Below are 13,880 nucleotides of genomic sequence, written 5' to 3'. Positions count from 1 at the left end.
GGTCAGTCGAGGGTCTTTTCCAGCACCGGCAGCATGCGGCCGGGAATGGAGCCGGACGGCTCCTCCCCAGTAACCTGCGCGCCCATGGCGCGGTAGAAAGGCACGGCAAGCGGTTCGGCGCTGAAATGCAGGCGGCGGATGTTGCGGCGGCGCGCCTCGTCCTCGGCCCAGCGGAACAGGTATTTTCCCAAGCCGGTGCCAATGAAATCCGGATCGACAAAGAGCTTCGCCAACTCCGCGCCGTCGCCGTCTGGGATCAGCTGGACGGTGGCGGCGAGGCGGCCATCGATCTCCGCCACCATCAGCGGACCACGCGCCAGCGTTTCCGGCGTCAGCGTCAGCTCCGCCCGGCAGGCTTCGAGGAAATCCGCGTCATAGCCCCAATGGCTCTTCGACCGCAGGCAATGGTCCGAGAGCGCGGGCAATTCGTCCGCCCGCGCAGGCCGGAGCGTGGGCGTCAAAGTCCCCACGGCCCGTGGAACCCGTCGCCTTCCTTGTCGACCCGGCCGAAGCCGTGGGCGCCGAAGAAGTCACGCTGCGCCTGGATCAGCGCGGCTGTGCCGCGACCAAGCCGCATGGTGTCGTAATAGGAAAGCGCCGAGGCGAGCGCCGGCACCGGCAGGCCGGCAACCGAAGACTGCGCCACCACGCGTCGCAAGGCGCTGACGCTGTCGCCGAGGATGCGCACGAAGGCAGGGGCGAGGATCAGGCTGCCGCCGGGCAGTTCGCCCCGAAAGGCGCCGGAGATATCGTCGAGCAGCGACGAGCGGATGATGCAGCCGGCGCGCCAGATCTCGGCGGTGCGGGCCAGGTCGAGGGTCCAATCGAACTCCTCCGACGCCGCCGACAGCAGCGCAAAACCCTGGGCGTAGGCGATGATCCGCGCCGCCAGCAGCGCACGCTCCAGATCGCCGTCCAGCACCTTGGGGCCGGTATCCTTCGCGTCATGCGCGGCCAAAAGCGTCTCGCCGGTCTCACGCAGGGCCTTTGCGGCGGACCACGAGCGGGCGGCGACGGCGGCCTCGATGGTCGATGGCGACTGGCCCAACTTCAAAGCTTCGATCACGGTCCAGCGGCCGGTGCCCTTCTGGCCGGCACTGTCGAGGATTACATCCACCATCGACTTGCCGGTTTCCGGGTCGGTGGCCGCCAGAACCTTGGCGGTGATTTCCACCAGATAGGATTGCAGCGGGCCCTGGTTCCAGTCGGCGAAAAGCTCGCCGATGGACTCAGGGCTACGGCCGTCGCCCATGCGTAAGATACCGTAGACCTCGGCGATCATCTGCATGTCGGCATATTCGATGCCGTTATGCACGGTCTTGACGAAATGCCCGGCGCCATCGGGGCCGAGATGCGCGGCACAGGGGCTGTCCTGATACCGGGCGGCGATGGCCTCGACGATCTCGCTGATTGCCGAATAGGCCTCCTCGGCACCGCCGACCATGATCGAGGGCCCATGCCGCGCGCCCTCCTCGCCGCCGGACACGCCCATGCCGACAAAGCGGAAGCCTTCCGCGCGCAACGCGGCCTCGCGGCGGCGGGTGTCGTTGAAATCGGCATTGCCGGCGTCGATGATGATGTCGCCCTTGTCGAGATGCGGTTTCAGGTCCTCGATCACCGCATCGACCGGGCCACCGGCCTTGACCATAATGATGACCGCGCGGGGCGGCGTAAGGGCGGCGGCCATGTCCGCATAGCTTTCGGCGCCGACGAGGTTGTCGGCCAGAGGGCCCGCATCCGCAATGAACGAGTCGATCACGCTGGTGGTCCGGTTGTGAACGGCGACGGGAAACCCCTTTTCGGCGATATTGAGCGCCAGGTTCGCGCCCATAACCCCCAGACCTACAAGCCCGATCCGTGCCTCTGCCATGCCGTCCTCCGTTGATGCCGGTTCTAACCTAAGCGCGGCGACGGCAGAGACAAGCGAAAGACGCGGGCCGTGGCCGGAACCGCCTCATCGCTTATGAACAACGGCCACCTGGTCGCGCCTCTTGCGGTCATACCCGGCCTGAAACACAAAGCAACCGGAGATCTCTGGCGCAAGCGCGGTGAATGCTTCCTCGAAGACAGGGTCCGAGTGGTGAAGGCTGCGGGTCTCCGAAAAACCGCGGAACAGAACCGCAGTCTTGGTAATGTCGGGTAGCTCGTAGGTCTCGGGCTGCCAGCGCAGATCCTCAATAATGTAAAGCCCACCTGATTTCAGCGGCGGGAATAGCTCCAGGAACGCATTCTGCTGGTGGTGGCTCGCGTGGCTCGCATCATCGATGATGATGTCGAAGTTTGGCATATCAGCCGCCGCGCTGGCGATATTCTCCCGCTCGTTCATATCGCAGCGATGGAACGTGAACCGATCATGCGTGAACCAGCCGAAGTCAGACACGTCGAGCCCGTGGATATGCGCCTTCGGAAAGAACTCCAGCCACATCCGCACGGACGGCAGGTCGGTCGTTTCCCGGTCCTCACTCTTGCCGTGCTACGGGCCACCGATCTGCAGCCCCATTTCCAGGAAATCGATGGACCTGTTCCGATAGGGCAGGAAAAGCATGTGGTATAGTTCGGTATAACGATGCTTGGTTGAGCCCTTATCCGAGCCGTAGACATCCGCGAGTTCGGTCAGGTTCTGCGCCTTCGCTTTCGGGCTCGTCTCTTTCGCCACTGTCACCGTTCCCTCATCTGCTATCGCAGAAATAGACGCGGAAATGCCGAACCGGGCAAGAAGCTCGGCGCTGCGTCAGACACCGAGGCAATGCCGCATGATCGCCTTTTGCGCGTGAAGCCGGTTTTCCGCCTCGTCGAATATCACCGAATGCGGGCCGTCCATCACCGCGCTGGTCGCCTCGTCGTCGCGGTGGGCGGGCAGGCAGTGCATGAACAGCGCGTCGGGCCTGGCGTGGCGCATCAGCTCTTCGTTAACCTGGTAGGGGCGCAGCTGGTTGTGGCGGCGTTCACGGGCGGATTGAGGATCGTGCATCGAGACCCAGGTGTCGGTGACGACAAGGTCGGCGCCTTCAACTGCCTTTTCCGGGTTACGCTGAACGGTGAGCGGGTGGCCCTTGGCGGCGCAGAAATCGAACCATGCCGGTTCCGGATCCAACGTTTCGGGCCCGGTGAAGGTCAGGTCAAACCCGAACTGCCCGGCGGCATGGGCAAAGCTGGCGAAGACGTTGTTGCCGTCGCCGGACCAGACGACCTTTTTCCCGGTAATGGGGCCGCGATGCTCCTCGAAAGTCATCACGTCGGCCATGATCTGGCAGGGATGCGTACGGTTCGTGAGCCCGTTGATCACCGGCACATCTGCGTGTTCGGCCATCTCTAGCAGCGTCGCCTCTTCAAAGGTCCGGATCATGATCAAGTCGACGTACCGGCTTAGCACGCGGGCGGTGTCGGCGATGGTCTCGCCATGACCCAGCTGCATGTCAGCGCCCGAGAGCACCATCGTCTCGCCACCCATCTGGCGCACGCCCACATCGAAGGAGATGCGTGTGCGGGTCGACGGTTTCTCGAAGATCAGCGCGACCATGCGGCCCGCGAGCGGTTGTTCGTCGTCGGGCGTGCCTTTCGGGCGGCCGTTCCGCGCGGCCTTCATCGCCTGTGCATTGTCGATGATCGACCGGAGTGCGTCGGGGTCGGTTTTGTGGATATCGAGGAAGTGGGTCATTCGGAATCGCTTTTGTCGGCGGCGGATGCGAGGGGCCAGCCCCTCGCGCTCCCCGGGATATTTTAAGCCAGAAGAAAGATCAGGCGGGTTCTTTCGCTTCGATGACGGAAGCAGTGCGGTCGAGAAGCGCGACAGTTTCCGCGATCTCCGCGTCGCCGATGTTCAGCGCGGGCAGCAGGCGGATCACGTTTTCGGCGGCGGGCGCCATCAGCATCCCGGCGTCGTAACCCGCCTTCACCACATCGGTATTGGCGGGTTTGCAGACCAGGCCAAGCATAAGGCCGTTGCCGCGCACCTCGGTGAAGACGTCCGGGTGATCGGCGACGAGGCCCTCGAGCTTCTGCCGCAACAGGCCCGCCTTGCGGTTCACCTCGGCGAGGAAGGCGGGATCGGACACGATCTCGACCACCTTCAGGCCGACGGCGCAGCCCAGCGGGTTGCCGCCATAGGTGGAACCATGCGTGCCGGCGGTCATGCCCGAAGCGGCAGCTTCGGTGGCAAGCACGGCGCCCAGCGGGAAACCACCACCGATGCCCTTGGCGACCATCATGATATCCGGCGCGATGCCGGCCCATTCATGGGCGAAGAGGCGGCCGGTCCGACCCATGCCGCATTGCACCTCATCGAGGATCAGCAGCAGGCCGTTCTCGTCGCAGAAGGCACGCAGATCCTTCAGCTGCTGGTCGGACAGCGGCTTGATGCCGCCCTCTCCTGCAATGGGTTCGACGAGGATGGCGGCGGTGGTTTCGTTCACCGCAGCCTTCATCGCGTCGAAATCGGCCCAGGGAACCTGGGTGAAGCCGGGCAGAAGCGGGCCGAAGCCTTTGACCATCTTGTCGCCGCCGGAGGCGGCGATGCCGGCGGAGGAGCGGCCGTGGAAGGCACCGGCAAATGTGATGATGCCGGTCTTTTCGGGCTGGCCCGCCTCGTAGAAATGCTTGCGCGCCATCTTCACCGCCAGTTCGCAGGCCTCGGTGCCGGAATTGGTGAAGAAGACGGTGTCGGCGAAGGTCGCCTCGACCAGCGCGTCTGCCAGCTTCTGCTGTTGCGGAATGGTGTAGAGGTTCGACACGTGCCAGAGCGCGTTGGCCTGCTCGGTCAGCGCCGCCACGAGGTCGGGGTTGGCGTGGCCAAGAACATCGGTCGCGATCCCGGCGCAGAGGTCGAGATATCGGCGTCCATCCTCGGCGATCAGCCAGCTGCCCTCGCCCTTCACGAAGGAAAGGGGGGCCCGGTTATAGGTCGGCAGAACGGACGGGATCATGGCGCATGTCCTTTGCGGAAAGAGGCTATTGAAGTGCCGGATCGGCGGAAGCCTGTCAATGTCGATGAGGGATGCGGGCGGAATGCCCACGGGGGATCGGTTGCCGGAGCCTCAGGCTCGGCGTCGCGTGTCTCGGAGATGGGCGCGTGCGATCATGGGGCTGGCTCTTAGCGCGGAACGTTGCGGAAGGGAAGCGGGAATACAGCGCCATGTTACCTATTGCGCCCGGATGCAACGCGCCGCATAGCGGCGGACATGTTCCAGCCGGTGCCCCAGAACAACCGCATGGCCGTCGGGCTGATGGTGATCTTCACGGTGTTCCTCGCCGGAACGACGCTGTTGGCGAAGGCGATCGGCACCGGCGTGTTCGGGCCGCCGCTCCATCCGCTGCAGGTCAGCTGGGGGCGGTTCCTGTTTGCCTTCGTCGCAATTTCGGCGATCTTTGCGCAACGAGGCGAACCCATTCGGCATCCGGCCTGGACCCTACATTTCGGCCGCTCCTTCTGCGGCTGGGGCGGGGTCAGCCTGACGTTCGCATCCGTGGCCTATATCCCGCTGAGCGATGCGACCGCGATCAGCTTTCTCAGCCCGGTCTTCGCGATGCTGCTGGCGATCCCGATCCTAGGCGAGACCGTGGGGCGGGTGCGCTGGGGCGCGGCGGGGATAGCGCTGGTCGGCATGGTCATCCTGCTACGGCCAGGGCCGGAGAGTTTCCAGCCAGCGGCGATGCTGGCGCTGGCGGCGGCAGTGGCGATGGGGATCGAGATGATCTTCATCAAGCGGCTGTCGGGGCGCGAGCCGTGGCGGCAGATTCTACTGGTCAACAACACCATCGGCGTCAGCGTCGCGACACTGGCCATGCTGCCGGTCTGGCAGGCGCCGACGGCGGCGCAATGGGCGGCGCTGGCGGGGATCGGGGTCATCATGCTGTCGGCGCAGGTCTGCTTCGTCAACGCGATGGCCCGGGCGGAGGCGAGCCTGGTGGCGCCGTTCTCTTACGGCACGCTGGTTTTTGCGGCGCTGTACGACCTGATGTTTTTCGGTGTGCTGCCGGATACCGTGTCGATCCTGGGCGCGGCGGTGATCGTCGCCGGCGCGGCGCTTCTGGCGTGGCGCGAGGCTATGCGGCGGAGCGACAACGCGGCTGCGGCGAATGACGCCGAATCGGCTGGCCCGCTTGCGTCTGCGCCATCCGTGACTAGTATAGAGGACTGACCCAATTCAGGGACCGGCTTGCTGGCCGCCGCGCAAGGCGCGGAAGGCCGTGGCCGATCCGGATAACAAGGAAACCGAGATGTCCTGGACCGACGAGCGTGTCGAGCTCTTGAAGAAGATGTGGAGCGAGGGCCAGTCCGCCAGCCAGATCGCCAAGGAACTGGGCGGGGTGACCCGCAATGCGGTGATCGGCAAGGTGCATCGGCTGGGCCTGTCAAACCGGGCCGGCGGCCCGGCTCCGGCTGGAAAGCCCGCCGAGGCCGAAAAGCCCTCACCGAAACCGGAAGCCGCGACGCCAGCGCCAAAGCCGGAACCAGCGCCGGAGCCAACCCCAGCCCCGGCCGCCGCCGCGCCTGTTGCCCGAAAACAGATCATCCCCGCCGGACAGCCGCTGCCGCCGCAGCCGTCCGCGAACGAGATCAGCCCCGAGGCGCTGGCCTCCGTCCGTGAGGTGGAGAAAAAAGCGAAGCGGATCAGCCTGATGGAGCTGACCGAGCGAACATGTAAATGGCCCATCGGCGACCCAGCGACGGATGACTTCTGGTTCTGCGGCCTAGCTGTTCAGCCCGGCAAGCCTTACTGTGAAGCACATGTGGGCGTTGCCTTCCAGCCGATGAGTTCGCGCCGCGATCGCCGCCGCTGAGGCGCCTTCCGGTCATTGCCGGAGTGACGATACGTGACAGCAACGCGGCTATTTCAGCCGCGTGCAAACCTCGCGAGATGCAATAGGTGCGTCGCCCGGTCGCCGGAACACCTGTCGTAGCGTATCCTTGTTGTGAATACTGCCTTCGCGCACGCCCAGATCGCCATGATCGACGATGGTAAAAGCGTTATCCCATCCGAATGTCCCGACGAAATCCTCCCGGATCGTAACCTTGCTGTCTTGGTCGTCGACAACTTCGTGACCTTCGATGTTGATATGTGAGTCGCTATGAATCAGCCGGTCTAAATCGAACTGGATGTAGCCCCTGAACATCAGGGCGCGCTGCTCCGTGATCACCATCTGATGTTGCCATTCGCCGCCCGGCTGGAACCCGTGATAGGCCGACACGCCGTCGCTCGTGCATTGCCAGGACCCGACAATATCGGGGACGTCCTGCGCCGATGCGCCAGACGCCGAAATCGTTCCAACGCCAACTGAAATCGCGACCGCGATCCATTTTGTCTGGAAACATGTCATTCGCTCGCCTCTCTGAATGCCGCCTCGCGCCGAGAAGCTACTGGTAGCCACAGCTCATAACAAGCTGCGCGTGTATCGAAACTGAAATGATCGCCCATTTTCCAAAAAGTGACAGCCGACTCCGCAGCGCTACCGTCGTGACCCGCCCGGTCACGCAACGTGATCCTGCCTGTCCTGAAAGCGCTCGCGTGCTTTACACCGGTAGGTAAGTCAGTCTGATCGCCTCTCCGCCGACCCGGTCACTGGCGACAAAACGCAGCGGCGGCAGGGAACCCGCGAAGAACGGCGCGCCGTCTCCTAGCACGACGGGGTGGAAATACAGCCGGTACTCGTCGATCAGGCCTAGTTCTCCCAGGCTATGCGCCAGGACTGGTCCCCCAACGTCGATCTCCCCGTTCTGCTCTTCCTTCAACCTTCGTATTGTCGCTTCAATGTCATCAGAGATGAGCCTGGCGTTCGGTCCGACCGACGCCAATGATCGCGACACGACCCATTTCGGTTGATTCCGCCAAGCGTTCGCAAATTCGCGTTCCTCCTCGCCCCAGCCGGGGTCATCATCATCCCAATAGCGCATGATCTCGTAAAGGTGGCGGCCATAGAGGCTGCCGGCCGCACTGCGCACGGCCTCGATCCAGTGACGAAACAGTTCGGCGTCCGGCGCGAACTTCATGTGATCGACATAGCCGTCCAGCGACAGGTTCATTCCGAAGACGAACTTCGCCATGTGTCACCAACTCCTCCCGTTGAATGTCAGGGGCGCTTTCCGCCCAGCAGGTCGAGCAGCCCGCCTGCGCCGCGGTTCTTCAGCTCTTTCTTCAGTACATCCTCGACACCGTCGAGCGTCTTCAGATCGGTGCCGAGTTCTTCGTTGATACGCTTGGTCACCGCGTCTTCGGCCTGACCCTTCAGTTCCTCGATCTCGTCGCCGTATTGCTGTTTCACCAGTTCGTCCAGGTCGAGCTGGAACCGCGGGTTCGCCCAGGTGCCGGTGATGTTCAGCGGCACCTTGAGCCCGCCGCCGGCGCTTTCCAGCAGCACCGGGAACAGGCGATAGTCGAGGGTCTGCGCCCCGATCCCGACGGAACCCTTGCCCGTCGCCGTGACCAGTGGCGCCTTGAAGGCCAGGTCGTCGTTCCGCAGCACCCCGTTCTTCACGTTGAAGCTTGCAGAAATGCTGTCGAAGATCGTCTTCTGCCCGGCACCGACATAAGAGGTGTCGAGCGTGCGCAGCATCCCGACAAGGTCGAGGCCGCGCAGCTCGCCCTTTCCAAAGCTGACCGAGCCCTGACCTTCGAGGCTGTTCATCAGCGTGTGCATGTCATTGCCAACGCCCAGCATGTTCACTGAAACGTCCCCTGTCGTCAGCAACCGATCATATCCCGCGAATTGCGTCAGCAGTGGCTGCAGGGCCACGTCGGTGCCCTTGAGGTCCACCCGGGTCGACAGTCCGCCACGGCTGTTCACTACGGCATTTCCGGCGAACTGGCCACCATAGGCTGCCAACTCGCGGATCTCGGTCACCATCCGTCCCGATTCGAGCCTGGTCAGCAGGTTGGTACGGCCCAGCTGCGCGTCGCCAAGGTCGATGCTGTCGGCGGTCAGCGCGATCTCGGCATCCGCGGCCTGCAGCGCGCTGACATCGATCGGGGTTCTGGACCAGCCCGCCGCACTCTCGGTGCCTCCAGCCGCCTCATCCGCGGTCAGGCCCGACAGATCCAGCGCGCCTGCGGTGATTTGTGCTGTGATCCTCGGACGCTCGCCGCGCAGGGCCACGTCCATCGCTGTACGCATGATGTTCTGGTCAAGCTGAACCGAGGCGTTGCGAAGCGTTGCACGGCTGTCCTCGGTCACTGTCACCTCGCCGTCGATCTTTGCGGAACGCCCAAGCCCGCGCGGGATGTTCGGCGCCGCCATGTTGGCGGCACGAAACACCGTGGCGATATCCGGGAAATCGGCCGAAACCTGGCCGCCTATAGCCATCGGCGCCAGCCCGGCGCGGCCATCGAAGCTTAGGCTAGCATCGCCTATCCCCGCTGTCAGGGTCACCGGCACGGCGCCGCTGCCGAGAAAGGCGGAGAACCCGTCGACTGCGCCCGTCACCGAAAGTCGCTGCCCCTGCGTGACGGCGGAAAGGTCCAGTTCCGCCAATCCGTTGAAATCCGGCAGCCGCAGGTTTACGTCGATCTCCGACAGCTCGAAACGCTGGCCGGAGCGGTTGTCGAGGTAAACGAGATTGCCGGCACTCAGCCGCGCCTCATCCAGCGAGAAGGCAGGCAGCGTGGTGGACGAGGCCACCGGGCCGCCTTCCCCCGCGTCGCTTGTCGCGGCAGCCACCACGTCCGCCGCGGCCGCCCGCATGTCCCAGTTCGCGCGCCCGTCCGCGGCGATCTCCAGCTGAACCCGCGGGCCCTGCACGTCGACTCCGGTAATCCGCACGTCGCCGCGGATCAGCGCCATCGGATCGACCCCGACGTTTAGGCTTTCCGCTGTCAACATCGGGCCCTGCTGTGACCATTCAGCATTGGCGATTGTAACCGGGCCGGTTGAGATGCCCAGCGTCGGCCACAGCGTCGGCCGCACCGGCCCTTCGACGGTCATCTGGCGGCCCGTCGCCACCTCGAACTGGTCGGTCGCGATTCGCGCGATGCGGTCGGCCGGCAACAGCAGCAAGCCGACGCCAAGCACAATCACCAGCGCCACGAGAACCAGCGCAATCCTGAGAACCCAACGCATCCTGCAACTCCTGCCCGTACTGGCAGACACGATAAGCGGGCCCGAGGGCCCGCTCAAGGAATTCGCAGGGAGATTAGGACGCGACGGCGGTTTACCACTGGCCGGTCAGGAACCTGACGTTGGCGCGGGCGCTGGCGAACGGGTCGTGCTCTTCCGGCAGGCCCATGTCGCGGCGCTCCGCGTTTGTCAGGTGGCGCAGGTTCTGCGACTGGCGATACCTGGCGTCGGCACCGAGCAGGCGAGCCAAAAGGCCACGGCCACGGGTGATGTTGGGAAGGAAGGTTGTGCGGGTCTTGGTCTGGGTGGTCATGCTGATCTCCATTGGGCGCTGTGTTCGTTATGGTCCCAGCATCCGCATGCGACGTTCGAAAGCCGTCAAAATCGCCCCGGATTTCCTGTGGCATTCCGTCAAAACTCCGTCAAAAATGACGACGGATAACGCAAACAGGCCCCTTTCTCGCGATGCAGCCGCGCCTGACGCTTCGGATCGACGGACCTTTCGAGGCCCGCCCGCACAAGGGCGCGCCTTTGGTTGGACTGTCCGCACGCGGGCGCGGAATGCTGGCACATCTGGCCCTCGCGCCGGACGGCCGTGCGAGCCGCACAGCACTCGCGACGCTCCTCTGGGGCGACCGTGGAGAGGACCAGGCCCGCGCCTCGCTACGGCAGGAACTGACCAATTTGCGCAAGGCGCTGCCCGAAGGCGTGTTGACCGCGGATCGGGACACCGTAACGCTGGCAGAGATCGAGATCGCGCCGGGACCGCCCGGCACGCTGCTGCTCGACGGGCTGGCGATCAGCTCACCACCCTTTGAGGATTGGCTTCGCGACGCAAGACAGCGCCGGCCCGGCGAGATAGCGGCGGCTGCAGTGAGCGAGGCAGAAGCGGCGCTGGAGAATGGCGAGGGCGATACGGCGCAGGAGTACGCAGAACGCGCGCTGGCGTCCGATCCGGACTACGAGGCAGCGATTCAGGCACTACTGCGCGCTGCGGTCCTTTGCGGCCAGCCAACGGTGGCCCTGGCGGCGTTCCAGCGCTTCACAGAGCGGCAGAGGGCCGAATATGACAGTGACCCCTCGGCAGAGACCGACGCTCTGGCCGACGCGCTGCGCAAGGGTGTGGTGCGCCCGGTCGTGCCAGCCGAACAGGGGCGCGAGCCGACCATCGCGGTCCTGCCTTTCGAGGAGCTGTCAGTCGCCGACGATATGTTCGCCGACGGCGTCGTCGAGGAAATCACCGGCGCGTTGAGCCATGTCCACGATTTCCGGGTGATCGCCCGGCAGTCCGCCTTCGCGCTGCACGGCCAGGGGCTGGGCACCGCCGAAACCGCCGCGAAACTCGGCGCCGACTATCTTGTCGAGGGCACCGTCCGCCGCGCCGGTGACCGCGTCCGCATCACCGTGCAACTTGTTGACGGAAACACCGGCGCCACGCTGTGGTCCGACCGCTACGACGACCGGATGGACGACCTCTTCGACCTGCAGGACCGGATCGCGGCGCATGTGGCGGGCCAGCTCTCGCCCAACTTGCGGCAGGCAGAGATCCTGCGCGCCCGCGGCCGCCCGCCCGGCGACCGCTCCGCCTATGACCTGACGCTGACCGCGCTGCCGCATTTCTGGACCCACCGGAAGGAAGAGAACAAGCGCGCGATCGAACTGCTCGACGCCGCGCTCGAACGCGATCCTGACTACGCACCGGCGCTCGCCTACAAGGCCTGGGCGCTGGGTCAGCAGCCCAGTTACATGTGGTCCGACAACCCGCGCTGCGACCATCTGGCCGCGATGGAGACCGCCTATGCCGCCATGCAGCGGGTGACCGACCACGCGCCATCGCTGGTGGCCATCGGCGCGGCTGTTACGCTGTCCTCGAACGATATCGAACTGGCCAACAGCTTCATCGACCGCGCACTCGCCATCGACCCGAACAACGCCTGGGGCTGGATGCGGCGCGGCTGGGCCTACACCTATTGCGACCGGTCGAAGGAATCGCTTTTGGCCTTCGACCGTGCCGAGGCGCTCAGCCCGCTGGACCCGTTCCGCTTCAACATGATCTTCGGCCGCGCCGTGGCCCGGCGCACGCTGGGCGATATCGACGGCGCGCTACAGCTATTGCAGGACGGCATGCGCGCCAATCCAGGCTGCACCTGGGTCTGGCGCGTGATGGCCGGTGTCTACACACTCGCGGGTCGCAAGGACAAGGCAGAAGAGGCACTACGCCAGCTCCTGAAGCATTATCCGCACCTGACCATCAGCTACCTGATGGACTGCATCCCGCCCACCGCGCGCGACTTCCAGCCCGACTACATGGAGGCGCTGTTACGTATGGGATTACCGGAATAGCCCTTTTCCGCAGCGATCGAAGTCCCTATATCGCGCGGTCATGACAGCAAATCCGCCAGATCTCCGCCCGGACCTCGCCCGGGCCCGCGTTATGGAATCGAAACGCACCGGCCAGCCAACCATCGGCATGGTTTCGCTCGGCTGTCCGAAGGCACTGGTGGACAGCGAACGCATCCTGACCCGGCTACGGGCAGAGGGCTACGGCATCTCGCCCGATTACGGCGGGGCGGATGCGGTGATCGTGAACACCTGCGGCTTCCTTGACAGCGCTAAGGCCGAAAGCCTCGAAGCCATTGGGGAAGCGCTGAAGGAAAACGGCCGCGTGATCGTGACCGGCTGCCTCGGCGCCGAGCCCGATTACATCACCGGCGCGCATCCCAAGGTTCTCGCAGTCACCGGCCCGCAACAGTATGAGCAGGTTCTGGATGCAGTCCACGGCGCCGTGCCGCCCGCGCCGGACCCGTTCGTGGACCTGCTGCCATCTTCCGGCGTCAAGCTGACCCCGCGCCACTACAGCTATCTCAAGATTTCCGAGGGCTGTAACCACGCCTGCAAGTTCTGCATCATCCCCGACATGCGCGGCAAGCTGGCCTCGCGGCCACAAAAGGCGGTGCTGCGCGAAGCGGAAAAGCTGGTGGAAGCCGGCGTGAAGGAACTGCTGGTGATCAGCCAGGACACCTCCGCCTACGGCACCGACTGGAAGGACCGCGCGGAGAAGGCCCCCATCGTCCCGCTCGCCCGCGAGCTTGGCCAGTTCGGCGCCTGGGTGCGGCTGCATTACGTCTACCCCTACCCGCATGTGCGCGAACTGATCCCGCTGATGGCCGAGGGGCTGGTGCTGCCCTATCTCGACATCCCGTTCCAGCACGCGCACACCGACACGCTGCGTCGCATGGCCCGCCCCGCCGCTGCCGCGCGGACGCTTGACGAAATTGCCGCCTGGCGCGCGGATTGCCCCGACCTGGCGATCCGCTCCACCTTCATCGTCGGCTATCCCGGCGAGTCCGAGGCAGAGTTTCAAACTCTGCTGGACTGGCTGGACGAGGCCCAGCTCGACCGTGTCGGCTGCTTCAAATACGAGAATGTCGACGGCGCACGGTCGAACGCGCTGGCGGATCACGTGCCTGAAGAACTGAAGCAGGAACGCTGGGAGCGCTTCATGGAAAAGGCGCAGGCAATCTCTGAAGCGAAGCTCGAGGCCAAGGTCGGGTGGCGGATGCAGGTGATCGTCGACCTCGTCGAGGAAGACGCCGCCACCTGCCGCACAGTGCACGACGCGCCCGAGATAGACGGCAACCTGTTCATCGACGCGGGGTTCGAGGCGCTGTCGGCGGGCGATATCGTCACCGTCGAAGTGGACGAGGCCGGCGACTACGACCTGTGGGGCCGGCTGGTCTGAGGCGCTGACTGGCGGTTGTGACGGCAAACGCCCGCACGGGCATGCCGTGCGCATAGCTCCGACTCCCTCTCCGTGATAGACTGCCGTCATT

At 64.8% G+C, this 13,880-nt stretch carries 14 protein-coding genes; 4 read left to right on the top strand and 10 right to left on the bottom strand.

Annotated elements, in window-relative coordinates:
* Positions 1-2 precede the first annotated feature (2 nt).
* From HCO70_RS11870 to HCO70_RS11850, 6 genes are all read right to left on the bottom strand, one after another.
* Complete coding sequence (locus HCO70_RS11870) at positions 3-470, bottom strand: GNAT family N-acetyltransferase (protein WP_172296379.1); 468 nt, start codon at positions 468-470, stop codon at positions 3-5.
* Entirely contained in the window at positions 458-1,870 is a 1,413-nt protein-coding gene (gene gndA / locus HCO70_RS11865) for an NADP-dependent phosphogluconate dehydrogenase (protein WP_172296377.1), read from the bottom strand. The genes HCO70_RS11870 and gndA overlap by 13 nt, the downstream gene beginning before the upstream one ends.
* Positions 1,871-1,954: 84 nt before the next feature.
* A complete protein-coding gene (locus HCO70_RS11860) occupies positions 1,955-2,425 on the bottom strand; it encodes a class I SAM-dependent methyltransferase (protein WP_253913256.1) in 471 nt (156 codons plus the stop codon).
* A 48-nt stretch (positions 2,426-2,473) separates the two neighbouring features.
* Positions 2,474-2,662, bottom strand: coding sequence for a hypothetical protein (locus HCO70_RS24845; protein WP_253913255.1), 189 nt, complete (start codon positions 2,660-2,662; stop codon positions 2,474-2,476).
* Positions 2,663-2,731: 69 nt separating this feature from the next.
* A complete protein-coding gene (gene argF / locus HCO70_RS11855) occupies positions 2,732-3,658 on the bottom strand; it encodes an ornithine carbamoyltransferase (protein WP_172296375.1) in 927 nt (308 codons plus the stop codon).
* A 79-nt stretch (positions 3,659-3,737) separates the two neighbouring features.
* Positions 3,738-4,922 (bottom strand): aspartate aminotransferase family protein, encoded by a 1,185-nt coding sequence (locus HCO70_RS11850; protein ID WP_172296373.1) that lies wholly within the window; start codon positions 4,920-4,922, stop codon positions 3,738-3,740.
* A gap of 255 nt (positions 4,923-5,177) precedes the next feature.
* Here HCO70_RS11850 and HCO70_RS11845 point away from each other — a divergent pair, with 255 nt between their 5' ends.
* Positions 5,178-6,137 (top strand): DMT family transporter, encoded by a 960-nt coding sequence (locus HCO70_RS11845; protein ID WP_172296371.1) that lies wholly within the window; start codon positions 5,178-5,180, stop codon positions 6,135-6,137.
* A 79-nt stretch (positions 6,138-6,216) separates the two neighbouring features.
* A complete protein-coding gene (locus HCO70_RS11840; protein WP_172296369.1) occupies positions 6,217-6,780 on the top strand; it encodes a GcrA family cell cycle regulator in 564 nt (187 codons plus the stop codon).
* A gap of 48 nt (positions 6,781-6,828) precedes the next feature.
* Here the strand turns inward: HCO70_RS11840 and HCO70_RS11835 are convergent, their stop codons facing one another.
* The 4 genes from HCO70_RS11835 to HCO70_RS11820 all read right to left on the bottom strand — a co-directional run bounded on the left by HCO70_RS11835 (position 6,829) and on the right by HCO70_RS11820 (position 10,360).
* A complete protein-coding gene (locus HCO70_RS11835; protein WP_172296367.1) occupies positions 6,829-7,317 on the bottom strand; it encodes a hypothetical protein in 489 nt (162 codons plus the stop codon).
* 193 nt (positions 7,318-7,510) lie between these two features.
* Complete coding sequence (locus HCO70_RS11830) at positions 7,511-8,041, bottom strand: dihydrofolate reductase family protein (RefSeq protein WP_172296365.1); 531 nt, start codon at positions 8,039-8,041, stop codon at positions 7,511-7,513.
* A gap of 26 nt (positions 8,042-8,067) precedes the next feature.
* On the bottom strand, positions 8,068-10,050 hold the full coding sequence (locus HCO70_RS11825) for an AsmA family protein (RefSeq protein WP_172296363.1): 1,983 nt from the start codon (positions 10,048-10,050) through the stop codon (positions 8,068-8,070).
* Positions 10,051-10,141: 91 nt separating this feature from the next.
* Entirely contained in the window at positions 10,142-10,360 is a 219-nt protein-coding gene (locus tag HCO70_RS11820; protein WP_172296361.1) for a hypothetical protein, read from the bottom strand.
* A 152-nt stretch (positions 10,361-10,512) separates the two neighbouring features.
* Here HCO70_RS11820 and HCO70_RS11815 point away from each other — a divergent pair, with 152 nt between their 5' ends.
* Together HCO70_RS11815 and rimO are read left to right on the top strand one after the other, a co-directional pair.
* On the top strand, positions 10,513-12,390 hold the full coding sequence (locus HCO70_RS11815) for a tetratricopeptide repeat protein (RefSeq protein ID WP_172296359.1): 1,878 nt from the start codon (positions 10,513-10,515) through the stop codon (positions 12,388-12,390).
* A gap of 40 nt (positions 12,391-12,430) precedes the next feature.
* Positions 12,431-13,789, top strand: coding sequence for a 30S ribosomal protein S12 methylthiotransferase RimO (rimO, locus tag HCO70_RS11810; protein WP_172296357.1), 1,359 nt, complete (start codon positions 12,431-12,433; stop codon positions 13,787-13,789).
* Positions 13,790-13,880: the final 91 nt, after the last annotated feature.

The sequence above is a fragment of the Pseudoruegeria sp. HB172150 genome, assembly GCF_013184805.1.
GTDB lineage: Bacteria > Pseudomonadota > Alphaproteobacteria > Rhodobacterales > Rhodobacteraceae > Psychromarinibacter.
This window is presented reverse-complemented; position numbering and strand designations above follow the sequence as displayed.